The sequence below is a fragment of the Desulfosporosinus orientis DSM 765 genome, assembly GCF_000235605.1.
In the GTDB taxonomy this organism is placed as follows: domain Bacteria; phylum Bacillota; class Desulfitobacteriia; order Desulfitobacteriales; family Desulfitobacteriaceae; genus Desulfosporosinus; species Desulfosporosinus orientis.
The window spans coordinates 5,223,533-5,246,654 of sequence record NC_016584.1 but is presented as its reverse complement, the minus strand read 5'-3'; the positions used below and the strand labels follow the sequence as shown (position 1 = coordinate 5,246,654).

Here is a 23,122-nt window from a genome sequence, read left to right as displayed (position 1 = left end):
TTGCCGATTGATTCGTTTAATGATGAAGGTACAGGAGTCCTCACGGGCTACTGTACCTGTTTTCTAAACTCGAGATCAAAGCAATAAATTAATACAAAGGAGTGACTTGGATGAGCAGTAATTATGATATCTCTCAAGCCATGACGGTTAAGCTTGATCCGGAATTGCCTGAAATGCCTGAATTCGTGGAAGGGATTAGGCGAGCTCCGGATCGTGGGTATAGTCTTTCTCTTGATCAGACTAAAATCGCCTTGAAAAACGCTCTGCGTTATGTTCCTGAGGAGTTACATGAACAATTGGCTCCGGAATTTTTGGAGGAATTAAAGACCCGGGGCAGGATTTATGCTTATCGCTTCCGTCCGGCAGGGAAATTATCCGGGAAACCTATTGATGAATATAAAGGGAATTGTATTGAGGGTAAAGCTTTTCAGGTCATGATCGATAACAACCTGGATTTCGACGTGGCTCTTTATCCTTATGAGCTGGTTACTTATGGAGAAACGGGCAGTGTGTGTCAAAACTGGCTTCAATATCGTTTGATCAAAAAATATCTGGAAGTTATGACGGATCATCAGACGTTGGTCATGGAATCCGGTCATCCCGTGGGATTGTTCCCCTCCCGGCCTGAATCTCCCCGGGTAATCATTACCAATGCCTTAATGGTAGGAATGTTTGACAATCAAAAAGACTGGGAGATTGCCGAACAGATGGGGGTAGCCAACTATGGGCAAATGACGGCGGGAGGGTGGATGTACATAGGTCCTCAGGGAATTGTGCATGGTACCTTTAATACTTTGCTGAATGCCGGGCGAATGAAGCTAGGGATTCCTAATGACGGGGATTTGCAAGGGACGCTGTTTATTTCCTCAGGTTTGGGCGGCATGAGTGGTGCGCAAGGTAAATCTGTGGAGATTGCCCGGGGTGTCGGGATTATTGCCGAAGTGGATGAGTCCCGAATTAAGACCCGCTATGAGCAGGGCTGGGTTAGCCGCGTGTCTTCGGATTTGGAGGAAGTATTCCGAATAGCCGCTGAGTCTATGGAAAAGAAAGAGCCCATGTCCATTGCTTATCAGGGCAACGTTGTTGACCTGCTGGAATATGCAGTGGATCATAACATTAAGGTGGATTTACTGAGTGATCAGACGTCCTGCCATGTGGCTTATGAAGGGGGATATTGCCCTCAGGGAATTTCTTTCGCAGAGCGGACAAGACTTCTGGCGTCGGATCGGGATGCATTCAAGAGACTGGTGGATAAGAGCCTGGTTCGTCAATTTGAATTGATTAAGACATTAGTTGAGCGGGGGTCTTATTTCTTTGATTATGGCAATTCCTTTATGAAAGCGGTTTATGATGCCGGTGTAATGGAAATCTCCAAAAATGGTGTGGATGAGAAAGACGGCTTTATTTTCCCATCTTATGTCGAGGATATCATGGGACCTGAGCTTTTCGATTACGGGTATGGTCCCTTCCGCTGGGTTTGTTTGAGCGGCAAGCCGGAAGACTTGCGTAAAACGGATGCGGCCGCTATGTCTTGTATTGATCCCAATCGCCGGGGTCAGGATCGTGACAACTATATTTGGATTAGAGATGCTGAGAAAAACAAATTGGTGGTGGGTACTCAAGCCCGTATTCTCTATCAGGATGCGGAAGGCCGAATCCGCATTGCTCTTAAATTCAACGAAATGATCCGCAAGGGTGAGATTGGTCCGGTTATGTTGGGCCGGGATCACCATGATGTCAGCGGAACGGATTCACCCTTTAGAGAAACGGCCAATATTAAAGACGGCAGTAATGTTATGGCCGATATGGCAGTCCAAAGTTTTGCCGGTGATGCCGCACGGGGAATGAGTATGGTTTCTCTTCATAACGGCGGGGGTGTTGGTATCGGCAAAGCTATCAATGGGGGGTTTGGTTTAGTGCTTGACGGCAGTGAACGAGTGGATAACGTCATAAAATCGGCGCTTCTTTGGGATGTTGTCGGTGGTGTTGCCCGTCGTGCCTGGGCCAGAAATGAGCATTCTATCGAGACAGGTATTGAGTTTAATGAGAAGTACAAAGGTTTAGGGCATATCACGGTACCCTTTATTCCTAAAGATGAGTTAATTGATCGTGTTGTCGGCAAGTAAGGGGATAAGATGATGGAATCGATTCAATGGCCTGATTTACAATTAGATACGTCTGAGATATACCGGCGCATCGGCATGCCGGATGCTAATTCTGCGCGGAGTCAAAATTTTAAGCCGACCATCGAGGAGATGCGGGTGAAGGCCCTGGAACTTGTTGAAGCCCGCTGTCTTTATGATTATGTGCCGGTCAAAATCACGGGTCCGGGGGAAATAACCTTAGCCAATGAGTTCACAGTTAAGGCGTCCACCTCATTTTTCGAAGGCGCCCATGAAGTTATGCTGGCTATCCAAACCATCGGTTATCGTCTGGAAAAGGAAGCTTTGCGTTTATTTGACTCTGGAGAAATGCTCGACGGGATGGTTCTGGACGGCTGCGGTACTGTGGCCCTGGATGAGGCTTTAGAATTGTTAAGAGGGATGGTTGTCAAGGAAGTAACAGAGCGAGGACTGCAGACAGGGCATAATTTATGTCCGGGCGGTTATCAGATTCCCCTTGAGGCTCAAAAAGTTCTTTTTGCGTTGCTGGATGGAGAGAAATTAGGCATAACCTTGGGAGAGTCCTTGCTGATGTCTCCCGTTAAGTCTCATACCCTGGTTATTCCTGTCGGGGAGAAGCTGAGTAAGCCGAACCTGTCTTGCGCAATAACCTGCGAAATGTGTGTGGAACAGCAAAATTGTGCTCACAGCCGCTTAAAGTTTGGCAAATCTAAGCCTGCGGCATTGTAAAAGCAAGTCCTGAAAAGGGAGATGATTGTGTGCATTATGCAGATCTCTTGATTCATTCTGCCCGGATGATGGCCACGCTGAAGGGGCATTCTGATAGTCCGGCTGTCGGGGAGAAGATGTCTGAGATTGGTTTAATTGAAAACGGAGCAGTGGCAATCCGAGAGGGTAAGATCATTGCAGTCGGTACAACTGAGGAAGTACGAAAGGCATGCTTGGGGCCAGAGACAAAAGAAATCAGTGCCGAGGGGAAGGTAGTAACGCCTGGCTTTGTTGACCCCCATACCCATGTGCTTTATGGAGGCTCCCGGGAAAATGAATTGTCCCTAAAGCTGAAAGGGGTTCCTTACCTGGATATTCTGAAGCAGGGCGGGGGAATATTATCAACGGTACGAAGCACGAAGCAGGCATCGGATGAGGAGATTAAGACCCAGACAAACCGCAGGCTTCGGACCATGCTCAGCTTTGGGACAACCACAGCAGAGGTAAAAAGCGGCTACGGTTTGACGGTGGAAGAAGAGTTGAGAGCCTTGCGTCTGATTCATGAACTGGACAAAGAACAAGCAGTAGACCTGGTTCCCACCTTCATGGGGGCTCATGCTGTTCCTGCAGGTTACAGTGAGGAAGAGTTTACAGATTATGTTATTGATGAGATGCTGCCGAAAGCAGCGGCTGAAGGGTTGGCTGAGTTTTGCGATGTCTTTTGCGAGCCGGGCGTTTTTAGCTTGGAATCAAGCGAACGCATTTTAGTTAAGGCACAGCAGCTTAATCTTAAGCTGAAAATGCATGCTGATGAATTGGAATCGGCGGGCGGAGCGGAGTTAGCAGCCAAGTTAGGAGTTGTAAGTGCCGATCATTTATTAAAAGTTTCTGAGGCCGGAATTGCCGCCCTGGCTCAGAAGGGTGTCATTGCGGCTTTACTCCCGGCAACTTCTTTTAACCTGGCTAAAAATTCCTATGCCCCGGCGAGAGAGATGGTTCGGGCCGGTGTGCCCATCGCTTTAGCCACGGACTCTAATCCTGGGTCTTCTCCCACGGAATCCATGCCTCTGGTCTTGACCATTGCCTGCCTTTACTTAAGGCTCACTCCTGAAGAGGCTTTAGCAGGTGCAACGATTAATGCAGCCCATGCCATAGGCAGAGCGGACCAAGTAGGAAGTTTGGAAGTGGGAAAAAAGGGGGATGTGCTTATTTTGGATATTCCCAATCTTAACTACTTGCCCTATCATTTTGGCAACAACCCCGTTGAAAAGGTTATTAAGGGCGGAAAGCTGGTTTGGGAGGCTCAAGCCTGAGCAATACACTTTTTATAAAGGTTGGGAGATTAGAGAATAAGAGGTATTGCAAAACTATTTTGAAAAGTAGTATGCGATACCTCTATTTGGCCTTTGGGCAACTTTTTCTAGGTTTTGAATGCCTGAGCGGTTAACTGGCTGATTTCGTTGCTTTGAATATAGGTCAAAATCAACACCAGTGTCGATTCAGGAAGTCCCTAGATCAATGTGTTGCTTATAAAGTACCAATACAGAGGGCGCTCGCATTACAAATTATGGTATTTATAAACATAATATTATTCTATTATTCATAATTTTGCAGTGAAGTGTTTTGAAATGATTAAAATTAACAGGGTAATATTATATATAGAATTATTTAATTAGTAATTACCAGATTTCGACAAAAGCTTATCTGTTAGGTCATTGATATCAGGAAAATATTGTATTAGAATAGGGGAGAGCTAAAAAATATTTGAAATGAGGTTGCATTAAGTGAAACATTTAATAAATGATCAAATTGAAGAATTACGAATACAAATGCACAAAGTAGCCTTAGATAAAGAGCTTACGGACTATAGGGTGGTGAGTATAAGCTGCAAATTGGATGGGCTGATTAATGAGTTCTATATGATGAATCGACAAAAGTTTAAAACGTATGGAGATAATCTAAGGGATTGCTGATATAAAATACTCAATATTTTTATTAAGGATAAATTGGTTGTTCTAAGGTCCAAGAATTTGGAGTTTAGAACAGTCAATTTTTTTTGCCTATCTCTTGAAATGGGCTCTGCAAAGTACGAAAATAGATAATAATTAGTCAGGTAAGCAGAAGTAAGGAGATAGCAGAATATGAATTACGAGAAGTTTTTAGAGAGGTTAGAAAAAGAACTTGTGGTGACGCTGGGATGTACTGAACCGATAGCAATAGCCTTTGCAGCTGCTTTGGCCAAAAAGAATGTTAAAGAAGAAAACGTAACTTCAATTACAGTTTTAGCCAGTACCAATGTCTTGAAAAATGCTATGGCCGTTATGATACCGGGAGCACAAGGCTGCGGTGTTGATTTAGCAGCTGCCTTAGGTGTGCTGGCAGGAGATGATACAAAAGGTCTTGAAGTTCTGACGGGACTGACTCCTTTGGATGTGGAAAAGGCTAAGGCCATGGTTGAAGGAGGCGTTGTCACAGTAGGAATAGCGAAAACCGCTAAAAAACTATATATTGAGGTCAGCGTTGCCACCCCTCACTCCTGCGCCAAAGTGATTGTTGCTGATGAACATACACGAGTTGTTTTTGTTGAAGCCGACGGGAAAGTAGTACTTAACGAATTGCCTGACCATGAGCTTGAGGCGGACTGGTCAGAGGGGAATAAGCAAGACCATGAGGATGAGTTTATCACCCTGGATTCTATTTGGGAATTTGTTCAGCATGTGCAGATCAGTGATCTTTCAATTATTAATCAAACCATTGAATTAAATACAAGCGTTGGTTTAGAAGGGTTAAGAAACTCCTATGGTCTGGAAGTGGGAAAAACCATTAAAGACAGTGTCAGCAACGGCATGCTTGCAGATGATCTGATCACTTATGCCATGGCCTTAACAGCGGGTGCCTCAGATGCCAGGATGTCGGGCTGTACCATGCCTGTTATGAGCAACTCCGGAAGCGGAAACCAAGGCATATCGGCAACCTTGCCCGTTGTCGCCGTGGGGGAGAAATTACAGGTGTCAAAGGAGCAGCTTATCAGAGCGGTGACCTTAAGCAATCTTATCGCCATTTATATTAAGCTGAAGATTGGACGGCTTTCTGCTTTGTGTGGAGCAACGGCTTCCGGCACGGGAGCCAGCTGCGGAATTGCATACTTATTAGGAGGAGGAATCCGGGAAATTAAGTCTGCGATCCAAAATATGCAGGGCAATACAACAGGAATGTTCTGTGACGGGGCCAAAGTCGGGTGTGCTTTGAAGTTATCCACTTGTACCAGTGCAGCTGTCCAGTCAGCGCTCATGGCTGTCCAGGGTAAAACCATTCAGTCCACAGACGGGATTATCGAGAGCAATGCCGAAGAAACTCTGGAAAATCTGGGCAGGCTTGCAAAGCAGGGCAGTGCTGAAGTGGATCACATAATTCTGGATATTATGGTTCAAAAGAAGGTGGGGTAATAAAACAGTTCGTAAGACAATCGTTGGGAGCTTAAACAATAGTTGGAAAAGTCCCTTAATTGCGGCTGCAAATAGGGGGCTTTTTTGTATATATGTCATCCTCTGATGGTGCTGCGGCAGCGGCATGGAGGGCTACTACTCTGAAAAAAGCTTCCTGGGACAGTGGGTCGGTTCTTATGTCTGGCTCTGGGGCGGAGCGCTTGTCTGCACGCGTCTGCGAGTTCCGCCGCTGCCTCGCTGGACGGTTCGCGAGCGCGTCCGAACCTCTGGGAATTTCTGCATGTGAACCTGCGGCGCGCTACGGGGACGCGAACCGTCGGCACTCGCCTTAGCGCGGCTCCACTGACGCATCCGCTTAGCAGACAAGCGCTCCTCCTGCAGTTTATTGGGAGCAGAAGCTGAACTTTGGGGGGCTCGGGTTAGATTTCGCGGAATCTTTAGGAATTTTTCATCATCTGCTGGTGCTGCCCAGCGGCATGGGTGGCTACTCTGAAAAAGACCCACGCATGAAAAATATCCCCAGACCCGAAAGTAAGGGCAGATTCGTCCACAGGAGCGAATCCATGGCATGGAGAGGCGATAAAAGCCCACAAAGCGGCTGCGGGGAATGCGGAACCTGGTTCACTTCAGGTACTACCCGGTGGTTTGGTGGAGCTCCCGCAGCCGCGAGTGGGCGAGCCTCGGAATGCTGGATGAGCGGATGTGGCGAAGCTGCCCGACCCGGGGAGACTCTTTTTCAAAATATGTGGGTGCTGCTACATCGGCATGAATGACGCTCCCAACTTTCTAAAGCAACACCATCAGGACTATGATATAATAAGGCGTTGTACAGCTTTTGCGAAAGAAAAGAGGGTCAACATGAACGTTTTGACAGTTGAAAATATTACCAAAAGTTATGGAGAAAAAGTCCTTTTCGCGGACATTTCCTTTGGCATTGATGAAGGCGAAAAGATTGGGATTATCGGTGTTAATGGGACTGGGAAGTCGACATTGCTTAAAATATTGGCGGGTAATGAGTGGCCTGATTCGGGGAAAGTTACTATGGGAAATAGCCTTCGGATGGATTATCTCCCGCAGAACCCAGATTTTGAAGATCAGGCGACAGTTTTACAGCAGGTCTTTAAGGGGAATTCTCCGGTTATGAAACTGCTGCGGGAATATGAATTAGCCTTAGAGAGTCTGAATGAGACTCCCGATAGCTCTGCTCTCCAACAGCGCTTAATTGACTTAGGGCAGCAGATGGACGAACTGGATGCCTGGCAGCTGGAAAATGAAGCTAAAACCATTTTAACTAAGCTGGGAATCTCAAAATTTGAAACTCCGGTTGGTAACCTTTCCGGAGGACAAAGAAAGCGAGTTGCCTTAGCGAGTGCCCTAATTAATCCTACTGATATTCTGCTTCTTGATGAACCGACCAACCATATTGACAACGAAACGGTGGACTGGTTGGAACAGTATTTAAATAAACGCAAAGGTGCACTGGTTATGATCACTCATGATCGCTATTTTCTTGATCGTGTGGTAGGTCGGGTATTGGAGCTGGATCGGGGAAAACTTTATCCTTATCCAGGGAATTACAGCCGTTTTCTGGAATTGAAGGCAGAGAGAGAGGAACAAGAGGATGCATCTGAGCGAAAACGTCAAAATCTCTTACGCAATGAATTAGCCTGGATGCGCAGGGGGGCTCAAGCCCGCTCGACTAAGCAAAAAGCCAGGATCGAGCGTTTCGAAAAGCTGCAGGCAGAGAAGCCATTACAGCGCTCAGACCAGATTGAAATGCCTATAGGAGCCACTCGCTTAGGGAAGAAAATTCTTGAATGTAGAAATCTGCGCAAAGAGTTTCCTCAGCGCGGGGTGGTTATTAAGGATTTTAGTTATATTTTATTAAGGAATGATCGCATCGGAATTATTGGACCTAACGGCAGCGGCAAGTCAACTTTGCTGAACTTGATTGCGGGCAGCCTCACCCCCGACTTCGGAACTATAGAACTTGGTTCCACGGTCAAAATGGGATATTTTTCTCAGGAAACCACGTATTTCGACCCGGACATCCGCGTTATTGATGATATTAAAGGGATCGCAGAAGTGATTCCTATGGCGGATGGAGGATTTTTAACAGCTTCGCAAATGTTGGAGCGCTTCTTATTTCTGCCGGAGGTTCAGTGGACGCAGATTGGCAAACTTTCCGGCGGAGAAAAACGCAGGCTGAACCTTTTGCGGATTTTGATGGGGGCACCTAATGTGCTTCTCTTAGACGAGCCCACCAATGATTTGGATATTCAAACTCTAACGATTTTGGAAAATTATCTGGATGATTTTCCAGGAGCGGTTATTGCTGTTTCCCATGACCGGTACTTTTTGGATCGAGTTACAGATAAAATCTTTGCGTTTGAAGGAAACGGGCGTATACGTTCCTATGCTGGAAACTATTCAGACTATCGAGAACAGGTCTATGCCTCCGAGCAAGAAGCTGAACAGGCAGCTAAGCTGGCTGCTCTGGCAAAGACCATTCAAAACAAAGATGCTAAGCCGGATCAAGAAGAATCTGAGAGGAAGAAAGACCGTCCTCTTAAAATGACCTTTAAGGAGCAGCAAGAATTTGCGCAAATTGAGGGACAGATTGAGGAAATGGAACAAGCCATAGAGAAAAATACTCAAGATATGAATGAGGCAGGCAGTGATTATGGAAAGCTAACAGAGCTGGCAGCTCTTCAGCAAACCCTTGAACAGAGACTTGAGGAATTAATGGAACGATGGACCTATTTAACCGAGCTTGATGAAAAAATCACGGCAAGTAAGAGGTAATACTGGAGGAAATAATCGATGGATGAGAAGACCTTGGCGCAGATGAAAAAGATCGTTGAGGAGAAAAAAATGAAAAGTTCTCAGCAAGGAGGCCCCATAAAGCCTGCTCAAAAAATAGGAGAAAAGAGAAAAGGTATTAAACGGCGCAAAGTCGGCGGTATGTTTGATAAGTAAGCGGTGTCAGGCAATGAAGGGTATAAGACTCGGAACTCGCTGCTTGACAGTTATGAGGAGAGAAGTTTAACTTTATGAGTGTTTTAAATGTTGAAAATGTCAGCCATGGATTTGGCGGGCGGAAAATCTTTGAAGAGGTAACTTTTCGTTTATTAAAAGGGGAGCACGTTGGCTTAGTGGGAGCGAACGGAGAGGGAAAATCCACCTTTTTAGATATTATTACTGGGAAACTTATGCCTGATAAAGGTAAAGTAGAATGGTCGAATCGAGTGACCGTGGGTTATTTAGATCAGCATTCTGTTTTGGAGAAGGGAAAGACTATTCGGGACGTGCTTAAAGAGGCGTTTCAGGGAATGTATGATTTGGAAGCAGAGATGTTGGCAAGCTATGACCGCATGGGTAATGCTTCAGAGAGTGAAATGGATAAACTCATGGAAGAGGTAGGAGAGATTCAAACGATTCTCGAACACAATGGTTTCTATATGATTGATACAAAGATAGAAGAAGTTGCTAATGGTCTTGGACTTGGAGAAATCGGCCTCGATAAAGATGTTACAGATTTGAGCGGAGGACAGAGAACCAAAGTCCTGCTTACCAAGCTATTGCTTCAGAACCCCACAATTCTGATTTTAGACGAGCCGACTAACTTTTTGGATGCAGAGCATATTGAGTGGCTCAAACGCTATCTGATCCAGTATGAAAATGCTTTCATTCTTGTTTCCCATGATGTTCCCTTTTTAAACAGCGTGATTAACGTTATTTATCATGTGGAAAATGCGGAACTGACACGCTATACAGGCAACTACGAGCAATTTATGGCTCTTTTGGAAACCAAAAAGATTCAGGAACAAAAAGCTTATGATAAGCAGCAAAAAGAAGTCGATCGCCTCGAAGATTTTATTGCCCGGAACAAGGCGAGGATTTCCACTACGGGACGTGCCAAGAGTCGTCAGAAGCAATTGGATAAAATGGATTTAATTGAACGGCCAAGAGAGAAGATTCAGCCAAAGTTTAAATTTCAAGAAGCTCGAACCCCGGGGAAGCTGATCTTTGAGGCTAAGGATATTGTTTTGGGTTATGATGAACCATTAACTCGTCCCTTAAATTTAAGTTTGGAACGGGGACAGAAGGTCGCCATTCGCGGTGTTAACGGTTTGGGCAAATCCACGTTGTTAAAAACATTGCTAGGGTATATTCCGCCGGTTTCAGGGGAAGTTGAGCTGGGAGACTATCTTTATCCTGGGTATTTTGAACAAGAGTCAAGCCGTAAAAACACTAAAACAGCCCTTGAAGAAGTGTGGGATGAGTTCCCGGGACTTTCTAATTCTGAAGTGCGGGGAGCCTTAGCCCGGTGTGGATTAACCAGCGAACACATCTCCAGTAAAATGATGGTTTTAAGCGGAGGCGAAAATGCCAAAGTTCGCTTGTGTAAGCTCATGCTGAAGGAAGTGAATTGGCTGGTTCTGGACGAACCTACCAATCATCTGGATGTAGATGCTAAGGCTGAGCTTAAGAGAGCGATTATGGAATATAAGGGTACTGTGATTGTGGTTTCCCACGAACCGGATTTTTATCAAGACTGGGTAACGGATGTTTGGAATCTGGAGGAGTGGACAACAAAGATCATCTAATACCTTATTTTTAATCCGTTAGGAGAATTACTCTATGACTGACTTGGAACGGTTGGCTCTGCAGAAGAGAGAAAAACCGCGTTTAGGCATAATGGGAGGAACCTTTGACCCCATCCATTATGGGCATTTGGTTGCGGCTGAGATGGCTCGTGCGAAGTTCAAATTAAGTAAAGTGCTGTTTATTCCAACGGGAACACCTCCTCATAAACACAGAAAGGACATTTCGGCTGGCCCGATGCGCTATGAGATGGTTAGACGTGCCATTGAGGATAATGAGTTTTTTGAAATCTCATCCCTGGAAATCGAGAGGGAAGGGCCATCTTATACCGTTGACACTTTGCGTATTCTGCACCGTACTTATCCGGAGCACGAACTTTATTTTATTACCGGGTCCGATGCTCTTTTGGAGATCTTTTCCTGGCGTGAAGCGGAAGAAATCTTAAGATTGATTCAATTTATCGGCGCAGCTCGTCCGGGATTCGATGCGCGGGATTTTTTTCTGAAAGTTCAAGAAGAGCACCCGGATACGCAAGAGAAGATTCATTATCTAGAGGTGCCGGCGTTGGCGATTTCGTCGACGGACATACGATCAAGGGTTCAATGCGGAGAACCTATCCGTTACCTTTTGCCAGAAGCTGTTCGTCTTTATCTTGAAGAGATGAAGTTGTATGTTAACAAATAATTTGATCATGGAAATCCTTTTTTTATTCGCATACTATAGCTGGATTTGACCATACTAAAAACGATCAGTTGATTTAATACATGACAAGAGGTGACAGTGAGCATGGCAACAACACTTTATGTCGGAAATCTTCCGTGGAATACGACTGCAGAAGAACTCGGCGAATTCTTCAGTGCGTATGGTCAAGTAGAAAGCAGTCGGATTATTACCGATCGTGAAACTGGCCGCTCCAGGGGGTTTGGATTTATTGAGGTTGAGGATGCGGATGCGGCACGTATGGCCGAGGAGTTAAATGGCAAAGATTTTGGTGGAAGGCCTTTAACGGTAAACGAAGCTAGACCAAAACAAATGTAATCCTGCGACTGAAAGGGAGGCCTCTGACAAGCTTGTAGGGGGTCTCCCTTTTTATTAAACAACTTAATTAATAACTTGTTTTGACATAAAAGAGGATTGCTTGATAAAATAGATTATTAAAGAGAATGTGAAAGAAAAAAGAGGAGCGGGAGAACGTGACATTACAAGTTGAAGTGCTGAGGGATCTAGCTACTCGCGTACTTTCAGAGGAACGCCTTAGGCATACTTTGGGCGTAGCCGACTGGGCTGAGGTTTTGGCTCGCCGGCATGGATTGGATCCGCTGAAGGCTCGTTGTGCAGGGTTAGTGCACGATTTAGCAAAAGAAATCCCTTTAAATAGTCAGCTAAGGTATGCGCGTCGATGGAATTTGCTCAAGTATCCTGAAGATGAACAGAGCCCTTATGTTTTGCATGGTCCTGTGGCGGCTTATTGGTTGGAACATTATTATGGTTTAGATGACGCGGAGATTGTGGCGGCCGTGGCCAATCATACTTTGGGTAGGCCGGGAATGGGTCCTTTAGAAATGCTTATTTATAGTGCCGATTTGACAGAACCGGACCGTGATTTTCCAGAAGTGGACTTTTTACGTCAATCCTTGTATGATAACTTAGAAAAGGGTACGTTAGTATGTGTTAAACACACTTTAAAATATTTGGAACAAAGCAAACGTCCAATTCATCCTCTAACCCAATTGACGTTTGATGATTTACAAAGGAGGCAAAATATTGGAATTAGATCACAAAATGCTTAATCAAGTGGTTGGGTATATCGAGGACAAAAAAGGTGGAGATATCACGCTGTTGAGTTTAAAAGGTATCTCTGTAGTCACAGATTATTGTTTTATTGTGACTGGAAATACTGCCACTCAGGTTAAAGCAATCACGGATCACTTGGAAGAAAAACTGCCGGAAATGGGAATACCGATTATTCATTTAGAAGGGTTGCCCGAGGCTAAATGGGTATTGATGGATTGTGGCGGTGACTTGGTGATTCATATTATGACTCCGGACCAACGTGAATTTTATCAGCTTGAGCGTCTTTGGAAAGATGCGGAAGTTGTTGCCTTGGAAGCAATGAAACATTAATCTGGGAATAAGTTGAGAACTAAAAAACATAAAGGCTGAGAATGGGAGTAGTACTGGAGAACTTTCTTTTAGAGAGGCGGCGGAGGGTGCAAGCCGTTGTTGAGGACTTCAGGAACTCACCCGGGAGCTGTGTTCAGGTTACAATGAACACCGGTGTGAGCCGTTAAAATCATTTGAGAATCAATTTGGGTGGTACCACGGGAGTGAGGTCTCTCGTCCCTTTCGGGACGAGAGATTTTTAGTATGTTTTTAATATTTCTAAGGGGGAAGGTTTTAATAATGCAAGAGAAGTATTCATTTCCTAAGATTGAATCAAAGTGGCAGAAAGAATGGCTGGACAATAAGGCCTATAAAACTGAGGAGAATTCCTCAAAGCCAAAGTATTATGCCTTGGCAATGTTTCCATATCCTTCGGGGGATTTACATATGGGGCATGTGCGTAACTACTCCATCGCTGACGTTATTGCACGTTATAAACGAATGACCGGTCATAATGTTCTTCATCCTATTGGTTGGGATTCCTTTGGGCTGCCTGCGGAGAATGCTGCGATTAAACATCAAACCCCTCCGGCAGATTGGACCTGGAAGAATATCGCTAATATGCGGCGTCAGCTTCAGGAGATGGGAATTTCCTATGATTGGGACAGAGAAGTGGCAACTTGTCATCCCAGCTATTATAAATGGACCCAGTGGTTGTTCCTGGAGTTTTATAAGCATGGTTTAGTATATAAGAAGAAGGCAGCAGTTAATTGGTGTCCCTCCTGTGCAACAGTGCTGGCTAATGAGCAGGTCGTGGATGGAGGCTGTGAGCGCTGCGATACATTAGTTACTAAGAAAAGCCTGGAACAATGGTTTTTCCGGATTACGGATTATGCCGATGTTCTCCTTGAAGATTTAGATAAGCTGCCTGGTTGGCCGGAAAAAGTCAAAACCATGCAGCGTAACTGGATTGGCCGTTCTGAAGGAGTGGAGGTAAACTTTGCTCTGGAAGAGCGTCCGGAAAAGATTTTAGTGTATACGACTCGGATTGATACCGTCTTTGGGGTCAGCTATGTGGTGTTGGCTCCGGAACATCCTCTGGTTCTGAAACTGGTAAAAGGAACCGGATATGAGGCGGATGTCTTAGCATTTATTGAGAAAATGAACGGACTTAACGAAATAGCCCGGACATCCACGGATGCAGAAAAGGAAGGGATGTTCATTGGTGCCTATTGTCTGAATCCCCTAAGCGGCAAGGAAGTGCCGATTTGGATTGCAAACTATGTTTTGCTGGAATACGGTACAGGTGCAGTTATGGGGGTACCTGCACATGATGAGAGGGATTTTGAATTTGCTGCGAAATACGGTTTAGAAATCAAAACTGTAATCTTGCCTGAGGGCAGTTCTCCAGAAGAAAAAGAGTTGCCCCTCAAAGCTGCTTATACTGAGGAAGGTTTTATGGTGAATTCCGGTGCTTTCGATGGGCTTAGCAGCCAGGAGGCCTTGGAACGTATGGCTGACGAAGCAGAGCGAATGGGTATGGGGCAGCGAAAGGTTAACTTCCGCTTGCGTGACTGGCTAATTTCCAGACAGCGGTATTGGGGTGCCCCCATTCCCATGGTTTATTGCGATTCCTGTGGAACCGTACCTGTTCCGGAAGAACAATTGCCTGTGCTGCTTCCTCCGGATGTAGTTTTTAAATCTGGGGAAAATCCTCTGGCTACCTCTTCTTCCTTTATCGAAACAACCTGTCCTAAGTGCGGTGGAGCTGCTCGCCGTGAAACGGATACTATGGATACCTTCGCTTGTTCTTCCTGGTATTTCTTGCGCTACACAGATCCCCAGAATACTCAAGAGGCGTTCTCTAAAGAAAATGTTAACTACTGGATGAATGTGGATCAGTATGTAGGCGGAGTGGAACATGCCATTCTTCATTTGCTCTATGCACGCTTCTTTACCAAAGCTTTGAAGGATTTTGGGTATCTGGATGCGGAGGAGCCTTTCCAAAACTTGCTTACCCAAGGCATGGTTTGTATGAATGGATCTAAAATGTCTAAATCCAAAGGAAATGTAGTTAGCCCAGGGGCAATTATAGGGAAATATGGGGCGGATACTGCTCGGCTGTTTATTCTCTTTGCTGCTCCCCCTGAGAGAGATTTGGAATGGAGCGACCAAGGGGTTGAAGGCTGTTATCGTTTCCTCAACCGCGTTTGGCGCTTAGTTGCTCAATTTGAGCCCCTCTTAAAAGCAGATCCATCCTCCTCTAAAGCTAGCTCAGATCGCTGGGTGAAGCTTGATGCAGAAGGGAAAGAGATGCGCCGTCACACTCATTCTGCAATCCAAAAAGTAACCATAGACATTGGCAAACGATATAATTTTAATACGGCCATTAGTACGATTATGGAATGGGTTAATGCCTTATATCTTTATAAGGAACGTCCAAATGCTGACCCGGAAGTTGGGCGGGAAGCCTTGGAAGGGATTCTGACGCTTTTGGCCCCCATTGCGCCGCATATTACCGAGGAACTTTGGAGGGAATTAGGTCATACTGACAGCATTCATCTTCAGCCTTGGCCAAGTGTTGATGAAGCAGCTCTTGTCCAAGATGAAGTTACCATTATTCTTCAAGTGAATGGAAAAGTACGGGATAGAATTCAGGCTGCGGCTGACATCTCAGCAGATGAACTTGAAAAGCTTGCCCTTGCTCAGCCTAAAGTAGAAGAATTTACCCAGGGTAAAACCGTGGTAAAGGTCATTACTGTTCCCGGTAAGTTGGTTAATATCGTTGTTAAGTAATGGGAACCTGTCATTATTAGACAGCTTCCAGAGCATGTCCCGGAAAAGACAACGTTGTCGTTTCTGGGACATGCTTTAATTTTCTTGACAAATACAAAGATAGCTTTCAGGCATTAGTCGGGTTTTAAAATAATTCCCTATCTATGCTTATAGAATTTTTTTCATAAAAGAGGGATTAGTCTTCTTGTGTAGAAATACACATAATAAATCAATTATTATGTTATAGGGAGGTTAACTCATGGGCTTAAAGAAAAGAGCACCTTGGATTGGGGCGTTGCTGAGTTTATTGCTTGTCTTAACGGGGTGCAGCCAAAATCAGCAGGTTATTTTTGATGCTGCCATGAAAATGCAGGATGTGACGTCATTGGAGCAGCAAACGACGCTGACCTTTAACTTAAGTGGAGCGGGGTTTGATTCTGCTGTCCAGCAGCAAGTGGATATGGCTTCATCGTTTTTAAATAACGCTCAACTGGATTTTGACTCCAAAACCACCATGAATCAAGAGAAAACAGTTGCTAAGGCACAGGTTGAGATGAACCTGAGCATGCAAGGCATGACCATTAATATGCCGGTATGGGTGGATTCGGATTTTAGCGGAGACACGCCCAAACTAAAAGAAGTTGTTAAGCTCCCACAAGTGGCAGCGGCATCGTTGCCTTCACAATTTGCCAAAAAGGAATACATGGTCTTAAATCCCTTTAATATGGGATCTGCCAATCCTAGTAGTTTTAACTTCTCAAATCTTGCCGGTCTCAGCAGCCTGCAATCTCAACAAATCGATTTTTTAACCAGCTATGCTAAGCGCTTTAACCCGGATGTTAAGGTGGTTTCCAAAGGGAGCCAATACGTCGAAACCAATGATGGCCGGAAATTGGCTAAAATCTACGAGGTTAAGCTTAATGATGCTGAATTGAAAGAACTCATTCGCTATACCGTTAATAATTTTGCCCAGGACAAAGAGGCGATGACGTTTGTTAAGACATTTATGCATTCTATTCTGGGAATGAATCAAAGTTCTTCTCAAGGAATCGGCTTAAGTGAATTTGATGAAGCCTTCGCAGAATTTGAAGAAAACAAGGATGAGTTTCTTGATAGTTTCAACACTGTAATGGACCAATTAAAGGATGTAACTCTTTTGGGTGATCAGGGCATAGAGCTGCAATACGCTATTGCCAATGGGTATGTTGTTAAGGAAAGCGGTACTATTGATCTCAAAGTAGACTTAGCCCAAATCAGTAAGATAATGGCTGCCCCGGGGATGGACGAAGAGAGTATCGCTGAGTCCGGACCGTCAGGTACCTTGAATTTGAAGATCGACTTCAGCACAGTAACTTCGAATATCAACAAGCCCATAGACATTCAAATCCCGGAAGTTAATGATACTAACTCTTTTGATTATATGGACTTAATGAATTCCATGATACAAGCAAGCCGTCCCGAGCGCCTGGCTGGTCAGGATAGTTACATGACTGCCCGCAGGATTGCTGAAGAGTATAACGGCGGTCAGTGTGATACGATTATCTTAGTGTCGGGTCTAAACTTCGCAGATGCGTTATCCTCAAGCATTTTATCCAAACAAGATAACGCTCCGGTTCTCCTGGTAGGAGCGACGGTAGAAGACTCACAAGAAGCCTTTGATTATATTGCTATGCATGCCAATCCTGATACCAAGTTCATTATTATCGGCGGGACGGGGATTATTAGCCCGGCATTTGAAGCGGAACTCAGCAAAGACGGATATGGTAATGTCGATCGATTGAGCGGAGTTGATCGCTATGAAACAGCAATGGCTGTAGTTGATAAGGCAAATATTGAACCGGGAACTCCTGTGGTAGTGGTTTCGGGCGAAAGCTTCCCTGATGCACTAAGTGCCGTAAGCCTTGTAGCAAAACAATATCCAATCCTTTTAGTGTCACATAATGAACTTCCTGAAAGAACAAAGACTTATTTATTGAGCAGTAAACCTGCTGCTGTTTATATAGTCGGGGGGACAGCTGCTGTGTCTCAATCTGTGGAAGCTCAGATCCAAGAACTGGCTCCGTCGGCTGAGGTTAAACGCCTTGCCGGAAATACCCGTTTTGATACAGCCGGAGCAGTACTTAGCGAACTTTCAACCAATCCTGGGACAATTTATCTAGCCAATGGATTTAACTATAGTGACGGGATTGCAGGAAGCGCTTTGGCAGCAAAAAATGGTGACCCTATTTTGTTAATTAACCCTTCACTTTCGACGCTGCCTCCGGCTACTGAAGCCTACCTCAAAACTCTGAGAGATTCAGGCAGTCATCCAATGATAAGGGCCCTGGGGGGAGAAGCTGCTGTCCCTGATACCCTTGTCGAACAAGCTCAAAGTATCTTTAGTAATTAAAAATCAGTTGTGAACAATGGCGGTTCTTCTTTGCCCTGGGGTGAGGAGGAACCGTTTTCTGATGTTAAAGCCTTGCTTAACCTTTCCTTAACACAATTCATAAGCTTGGCTTTACACAACTATGTTATGATTTTTTAAATAAATTTTACTAACGGGATTGAATCATCAAAATGTCTCAGGTCGGTTTTAAGAATGGTTGTTAGAGGTGAGAAATAAGTATAAAGTAGTTAAGATTTTTAGAAAACGATAATTAAGAGAATGTTGAAAAAATTGGAATATAATATATAAGCATAGCTTGAAAAGGGGTGTAACAGTTGCAAAAAGTATATGTACTGGATTCAAGCGTTTTACTGCATGACCCTAATGCTGTATCTCAATTTCAAGAAAATGAGGTTATAATTCCTTATGTGGTTCTGGAGGAAATAGAAAGCAAGAAGCGCCTATTAGATAATATCGGGCGAGCTGCCCGAGAGGCTATTCGTTATCTGGATCATTTACGGGAAAGTGGGCAATTGTCCCAAGGTGTACGGTTACCCAATGGGGGTAAAGTTCGAATTGAGTTAAACCATTATTCCACTGAAATCTTACCTTTAAATTCGGACATGTCCCTGGCAGACAACCGGATCTTGGCGGTTTCCTTGAGTTTAACCCGCGAAGAAGAACGTTCCGTTGTATTAGTTACTAAAGACATTGCTATGCGTGTCAAAGCAGATGCCTTGGGAATTTTAACGGATGACTATAATAATGACAAAGTGATATTGCCTTCTATAAACGAGGAGGTATTAATCTTACCCTTGGATGATGAGGAGGTTCAACTGCTTTACCGAACGAAATACATTCCACTAAAGTTGCCTCTGCCGCCTAATCGTTGTGTAAAAGCAGTTTTAAGTGATAATAGTATTTTGCCCCTTCTTTCTTCCAGCGATGGAGAAAGGCTTGTCTATCAGATGGGAAAAGGTTTCTCGCCCTGGGATATAAGACCAAAAAACACTGAGCAATCGTGGGCTTTAGAGATGCTTAATAACCCGGAGATAAAATTAGTTAATCTAATGGGTCCCGCAGGTACTGGCAAGACTTTGCTGGCCTTGGCCAGTGGGTTGGAACAAACGGTTCATGCTGAGCTCTATGTGAGAATGTTGTGCGCTCGCCCAATTGTTCCCTTTGGAAAGGATATTGGCTTTCTTCCCGGAGAAAAGGACCAGAAAGTTCGGCCGTATATGCAGCCAATTTATGATAACCTGGAATTTTTACTGCGTTCCAGGCGTGAAAAAGAGCGTGAAAAAGGCAGCGAGCTGGTTGAGAGTGCCATTGATCTTCTCATTAAAAAAAGGCAGCTGGAAATTGAAGTGCTCACCTATATTCGGGGACGAAGTATTCCGAATCAATTTATTATTATTGATGAAGCCCAGAATCTTTCAGCTCACGAAGTAAAGACGATTATCACTCGTGCCGGTGAGGGAACAAAGATTGTTCTCTGTGGAGACCCTGATCAAATTGATCATCCTTATTTAGATAAAGAAAGCAATGGACTGGCCTATTTAGCTTCACGCTTAACCGGGCAGTCCTTTTATGGTCAGGTAAGGCTGATTCGTGGGGAGCGAAGTGAGCTTGCGACCCGAGCGGCGGTGTTGCTATAGTGGGACTTGTATCACACAGCGCTCAGTGCTTACGTTCGCAGAGCAAACTACCGTTCAAGCTCTTTGCTTTGGGGATGGGGGAGGAAGTTGAAATGCTTTCTCCCCTTTTGCTGTCTGAAATACATACTGCGACAGGATAAATTAATTTTCGTGGAAGGAAATGGGAGAGATTAAGGGAAATTAAACGTAAATATGGAAAATATTTTCCTGGCGGGAGGCAAGGGTTGATGGAACGAAAGCTTCGCTATGCGTGGTGGGTTGTACTGGGGGGGCTGTTGGTCTTGGCGATTTGGAAGTTTATTCTTCCTCATCAATCCTCTGCCTATCTTCAAAAAACGGATGCCAATCGGGAGATTGTCGTTTATGTTACAGGCGCTGTGAAAAAATCGGGACTTGTTCATTTAGCCCCTGATGCTCGCTTAGATGATGCACTTAAGCAAGTTCAACTGCTGGCGGAAGCTGATATAGATAGTATGAATCCTGCACAAAAACTCAAGGATGGACAGAAGATAAATGTTCCTCGTAAAGCCTTACAGGTTCCTGCAGATTCTGTAAACGAAAGCTCGATGGGGACCGAAAGCGCCGGTCAAGGGGTTAAATCAAGTTCAATACCAGTTGGTAGTTCTATAACCACTGAAGGGAAGATCAATATTAATACGGCCGGAGCGGCGGAACTGGACAAACTATCTGGAGTAGGTCCGGCCTTAGCAGAGCGGATTATTCAATATAGGATAGAAAACGGGCCTTTTGCCAAGCCGGAAGATATCCAAAATGTCTCAGGTATCGGCCCAAAAACTTTTGAAAAAATGGCTTCCCAAGTGACGGTTGGACCATGATGAGGGATCCTTGGATTAGACGGGCATCAGCACTTCTGACGGGAGGGTTGATTGGAGCCTATATTCCTTCACAGGGATGTTTTTGGATGTTAGGGCTTCTTGGTTTGTTAGGGCTGCGTCTTTTATTGTGGCGTCCGCGGGATTTTTTTGGCAAGTTGTTTCGTCCTGAAATTCCAATTTTAGCGTTTAGTCTCGTAATGGGGTTTATCTATGGGGCCCTAGCAGAGGGTGCTTTGCCGGAGCCCCTTATTTTGGATAGGACAGAAGTTGTTGGCTGTTTGCAAGACTGGAACATTTACGAGGATAAGGCTGTCGGTATTATACGAATTGAGGAAGGAGAACTAAAGGGGCAGTTCTATCGCTTATCAGTTTATCCGGATCAGCGGGGAGAAATTTCAAGTGAGTGGAAGCGAGTTCAGCCCGGTGATCAATTAAGCTTCCAAGCTCACTTGGAGAGACCTAAGATTTTGGGAACCCCAGGTGGGTTTGATCAACGTCTGTACTACGGAGTCAGAGGATTAAGGGGGACTATGTATGCACAAGGAGATGTTCAGCTTCTTTCTGCCGGAGAGCCTCGTCTCTCCTGGAAAATTCGTCAGTCGGTTCGAAATTGCCTTCTGATTTGGGATTCTGAAGAGACGGGAGTCCTTGAGGGGATTTTGTTTGGAGACTCCACGCAAATTCCTGATACTATTCAAGAAACCTATAAAATAACAGGGGTGCTGCATGTCTTTGCTGCCTCCGGCTCAAATGTGGCTTTTGTGCTGGGGCTATCCTGGCTGTTATTAAGCTTTCTTCCTGAGAAAGTCAGGACTGTGGTAACAATTTCGGCTCTGATTCTTTATGCGGACCTTTGTGGAGGAAACTCTCCCATTGTGAGGGCAACGATTTTAGGGATAGCTTTATTACTTGGCCGTTTGGGGCGAGGAAAGACGGCAACGTTAAGATGGTTGTTTTTAGCGGCCTTAGGACTTTTTATTTACAATCCGCTGGTTATACAAGATCTTGGTTTTCAGCTCTCTTTTGCAGCTGCATGGGGAATCTTAGTCTTGTCTCCTATAACAGTCAGGATGAAGATAATCTCCTGCTTACCTTCCTTGATTCGTGTGCCTGCTGCGGCAACGTTGGCGGCCCAATGGGCCACTCTCCCCATCCTGGTTGCTTCGTTTCACCGTTTATCATTCATTGGCATGATCGCTAACATTTTTGTTCTCTTTATCTTAGGCAGCGTCTTGGAGGTAGGGTTAGTCGGAGTTGTACTTTCGTTTTCTGCGGTTTTCTCAACTCCTTTATTCCAAGTGAGTTTATGGTTATTACAAGGAACGAATGCTATTTTAAAAATGTTGGCAGAATTACCGTATGCTGATGTTTGGGTTTTAAACCCGGGCCCCTTATTTTGGCTGATTTGGTACGGAGGAATCGGAATTATCCTGTGGGGGAAAGAACGGGCTCTTTTTACTCTAAAGGTAAAGTGGATCTGCTACCGCCGAAATCTAAGTGTTTTAGCCTCAAAGTTAGACGAGTACTGCCCTGGAGAATATTGTAAGGTACTCAGGCGATGGCTGGTTAATTTGTCTTTTAAACCCATAGGAAAAGAGTGGGATTTAGCTTCTTGGGCCGGGATATTGCTGATGTTATTACTGTTGTGGAGTCCATGGAATGGCAGAAACTATTTAGAAGTCGTCATGATTGATGTGGGACAGGGAGACGCAATATTAATTCTAACCCCTAAAAAGCATGCGGTTTTAATCGATGCCGGCCCGCGAAGTGAAACCTTTGATGCAGGTGAACGAATTGTTCTTCCTTATCTGTTGAATAGGGGTACTCGACATTTAGAGGCAATGCTAATCACCCATGAAGATGCGGATCATATTGGCGGGGTACGGGCAGTGTTGAAAACGATTCCCACAGATAGGATCGGAGTTCCCGATGTCGGCGAACGTTTAGAAAATGACGAATGGCTGCAAGGTCTTCCCCAGGGATTACCCCGACAGTCTGAAATACTATGGATGCTTAAGGCCGGTGATCGAGTTGAGTTAGAATCTGAAGTATGGTTGGATGTTTTAGGTCCAAGTCGAGCTCTGGAAGGGACTCGTTCCGATCCTAATAACAATTCTTTAGTCCTTAAAGTCAATTATTTAGGGCAAAGTGTTACACTGACCGGAGACATGGAGCAAGAAGAAATGGAAGAGATTTTCGAGGCCGGGGTAAACATCGATACGGATATCTTTAAAGTTCCGCATCATGGGAGTCGATTTTCAATGTACACTCCTTGGCTGGACGGTATGGAACCTCAGGCTGTGATGATCTCAGTGGGCAAGAATTCCTTTGGGCATCCTTCCAATGATGTATTGGACTATTGGGAAGAGAGGCATGTTCCGATATTAAGGACAGATAATCAGGGAACGATACGGTTTTTGTTAGACTCACACGGGATAGAGATGATTACTGGCCGCTGAGCAGCAAAAAGAAAATTTTTATTACATGTTAGAATTTA

18 protein-coding genes and 1 other annotated feature are annotated in these 23,122 nt (G+C 44.8%); all 18 genes read left to right on the top strand.

Features of this window, described 5'->3' with window-relative positions; translation table 11 throughout:
• Positions 1–110 precede the first annotated feature (110 nt).
• The 18 genes from hutU to DESOR_RS24230 all read left to right on the top strand — a co-directional run bounded on the left by hutU (position 111) and on the right by DESOR_RS24230 (position 23,084).
• Positions 111–2,126 carry a urocanate hydratase gene (hutU, locus tag DESOR_RS24315; protein WP_014187248.1) on the top strand — a complete coding sequence of 672 codons (2,016 nt, stop codon included), beginning with the start codon at positions 111–113 and terminating at the stop codon, positions 2,124–2,126.
• 9 nt (positions 2,127–2,135) lie between these two features.
• Positions 2,136–2,852, top strand: a complete 717-nt coding sequence (locus tag DESOR_RS24310) for a vitamin B12 dependent methionine synthase (RefSeq protein WP_014187247.1) — start codon at positions 2,136–2,138, stop codon at positions 2,850–2,852.
• A 29-nt stretch (positions 2,853–2,881) separates the two neighbouring features.
• Positions 2,882–4,144, top strand: a complete 1,263-nt coding sequence (gene hutI, locus DESOR_RS24305; protein WP_014187246.1) for an imidazolonepropionase — start codon at positions 2,882–2,884, stop codon at positions 4,142–4,144.
• Positions 4,145–4,615: 471 nt separating this feature from the next.
• Positions 4,616–4,804, top strand: a complete 189-nt coding sequence (locus DESOR_RS24300) for an aspartyl-phosphate phosphatase Spo0E family protein (protein WP_014187245.1) — start codon at positions 4,616–4,618, stop codon at positions 4,802–4,804.
• A 168-nt stretch (positions 4,805–4,972) separates the two neighbouring features.
• Complete coding sequence (locus tag DESOR_RS24295) at positions 4,973–6,277, top strand: L-cysteine desulfidase family protein (RefSeq protein ID WP_014187244.1); 1,305 nt, start codon at positions 4,973–4,975, stop codon at positions 6,275–6,277.
• Positions 6,278–6,840: 563 nt separating this feature from the next.
• On the top strand, positions 6,841–7,050 hold the full coding sequence (locus tag DESOR_RS24285) for a hypothetical protein (RefSeq protein WP_042331617.1): 210 nt from the start codon (positions 6,841–6,843) through the stop codon (positions 7,048–7,050).
• A gap of 85 nt (positions 7,051–7,135) precedes the next feature.
• Complete coding sequence (locus DESOR_RS24280) at positions 7,136–9,082, top strand: ABC-F family ATP-binding cassette domain-containing protein (RefSeq protein WP_014187243.1); 1,947 nt, start codon at positions 7,136–7,138, stop codon at positions 9,080–9,082.
• An 18-nt stretch (positions 9,083–9,100) separates the two neighbouring features.
• Positions 9,101–9,256 (top strand): hypothetical protein, encoded by a 156-nt coding sequence (locus DESOR_RS29845; protein ID WP_014187242.1) that lies wholly within the window; start codon positions 9,101–9,103, stop codon positions 9,254–9,256.
• 74 nt (positions 9,257–9,330) lie between these two features.
• The gene (locus DESOR_RS24275; RefSeq protein ID WP_014187241.1) at positions 9,331–10,887 is read left to right on the top strand and encodes an ABC-F family ATP-binding cassette domain-containing protein; all 1,557 of its coding nucleotides are present in this window, start codon (positions 9,331–9,333) and stop codon (positions 10,885–10,887) included.
• Between the two features lie 34 nt (positions 10,888–10,921).
• A complete protein-coding gene (nadD, locus tag DESOR_RS24270) occupies positions 10,922–11,569 on the top strand; it encodes a nicotinate-nucleotide adenylyltransferase (RefSeq protein ID WP_014187240.1) in 648 nt (215 codons plus the stop codon).
• A gap of 102 nt (positions 11,570–11,671) precedes the next feature.
• Complete coding sequence (locus DESOR_RS24265; protein WP_014187239.1) at positions 11,672–11,923, top strand: RNA-binding regulator; 252 nt, start codon at positions 11,672–11,674, stop codon at positions 11,921–11,923.
• A 155-nt stretch (positions 11,924–12,078) separates the two neighbouring features.
• A complete protein-coding gene (yqeK, locus tag DESOR_RS24260) occupies positions 12,079–12,675 on the top strand; it encodes a bis(5'-nucleosyl)-tetraphosphatase (symmetrical) YqeK (protein WP_014187238.1) in 597 nt (198 codons plus the stop codon).
• On the top strand, positions 12,650–13,009 hold the full coding sequence (gene rsfS / locus DESOR_RS24255; protein WP_014187237.1) for a ribosome silencing factor: 360 nt from the start codon (positions 12,650–12,652) through the stop codon (positions 13,007–13,009). The genes yqeK and rsfS overlap by 26 nt, the downstream gene beginning before the upstream one ends.
• Before the next feature lie 28 nt (positions 13,010–13,037).
• Positions 13,038–13,233 (top strand) — a binding site (T-box leader).
• Positions 13,234–13,288: 55 nt separating this feature from the next.
• Positions 13,289–15,784 carry a leucine--tRNA ligase gene (leuS, locus tag DESOR_RS24250; protein WP_014187236.1) on the top strand — a complete coding sequence of 832 codons (2,496 nt, stop codon included), beginning with the start codon at positions 13,289–13,291 and terminating at the stop codon, positions 15,782–15,784.
• A gap of 238 nt (positions 15,785–16,022) precedes the next feature.
• Positions 16,023–18,152 carry a cell wall-binding repeat-containing protein gene (locus DESOR_RS24245; RefSeq protein WP_014187235.1) on the top strand — a complete coding sequence of 710 codons (2,130 nt, stop codon included), beginning with the start codon at positions 16,023–16,025 and terminating at the stop codon, positions 18,150–18,152.
• 314 nt (positions 18,153–18,466) lie between these two features.
• Positions 18,467–19,789, top strand: coding sequence for a PhoH family protein (locus DESOR_RS24240; RefSeq protein WP_014187234.1), 1,323 nt, complete (start codon positions 18,467–18,469; stop codon positions 19,787–19,789).
• Positions 19,790–20,016: 227 nt separating this feature from the next.
• Positions 20,017–20,625, top strand: coding sequence for a ComEA family DNA-binding protein (locus tag DESOR_RS24235; RefSeq protein WP_014187233.1), 609 nt, complete (start codon positions 20,017–20,019; stop codon positions 20,623–20,625).
• Positions 20,625–23,084 carry a DNA internalization-related competence protein ComEC/Rec2 gene (locus tag DESOR_RS24230; RefSeq protein WP_042332720.1) on the top strand — a complete coding sequence of 820 codons (2,460 nt, stop codon included), beginning with the start codon at positions 20,625–20,627 and terminating at the stop codon, positions 23,082–23,084. The genes DESOR_RS24235 and DESOR_RS24230 overlap by 1 nt, the downstream gene beginning before the upstream one ends.
• The last annotated feature ends 38 nt before the right edge of the window (positions 23,085–23,122 follow it).

Coding starts and splice junctions, on each gene's coding strand:
- hutU (WP_014187248.1), top strand. CDS start 111: ATGAGCAGTAATTATGATATCTCTCAAGCCATGACGGTTAAGCTTGAT.
- DESOR_RS24310 (WP_014187247.1), top strand. CDS start 2,136: ATGATGGAATCGATTCAATGGCCTGATTTACAATTAGATACGTCTGAG.
- DESOR_RS24295 (WP_014187244.1), top strand. CDS start 4,973: ATGAATTACGAGAAGTTTTTAGAGAGGTTAGAAAAAGAACTTGTGGTG.
- DESOR_RS24285 (WP_042331617.1), top strand. CDS start 6,841: ATGGCATGGAGAGGCGATAAAAGCCCACAAAGCGGCTGCGGGGAATGC.
- DESOR_RS24280 (WP_014187243.1), top strand. CDS start 7,136: ATGAACGTTTTGACAGTTGAAAATATTACCAAAAGTTATGGAGAAAAA.
- DESOR_RS29845 (WP_014187242.1), top strand. CDS start 9,101: ATGGATGAGAAGACCTTGGCGCAGATGAAAAAGATCGTTGAGGAGAAA.
- DESOR_RS24275 (WP_014187241.1), top strand. CDS start 9,331: ATGAGTGTTTTAAATGTTGAAAATGTCAGCCATGGATTTGGCGGGCGG.
- nadD (WP_014187240.1), top strand. CDS start 10,922: ATGACTGACTTGGAACGGTTGGCTCTGCAGAAGAGAGAAAAACCGCGT.
- DESOR_RS24265 (WP_014187239.1), top strand. CDS start 11,672: ATGGCAACAACACTTTATGTCGGAAATCTTCCGTGGAATACGACTGCA.
- leuS (WP_014187236.1), top strand. CDS start 13,289: ATGCAAGAGAAGTATTCATTTCCTAAGATTGAATCAAAGTGGCAGAAA.
- DESOR_RS24245 (WP_014187235.1), top strand. CDS start 16,023: ATGGGCTTAAAGAAAAGAGCACCTTGGATTGGGGCGTTGCTGAGTTTA.
- DESOR_RS24235 (WP_014187233.1), top strand. CDS start 20,017: ATGGAACGAAAGCTTCGCTATGCGTGGTGGGTTGTACTGGGGGGGCTG.
- DESOR_RS24230 (WP_042332720.1), top strand. CDS start 20,625: ATGAGGGATCCTTGGATTAGACGGGCATCAGCACTTCTGACGGGAGGG.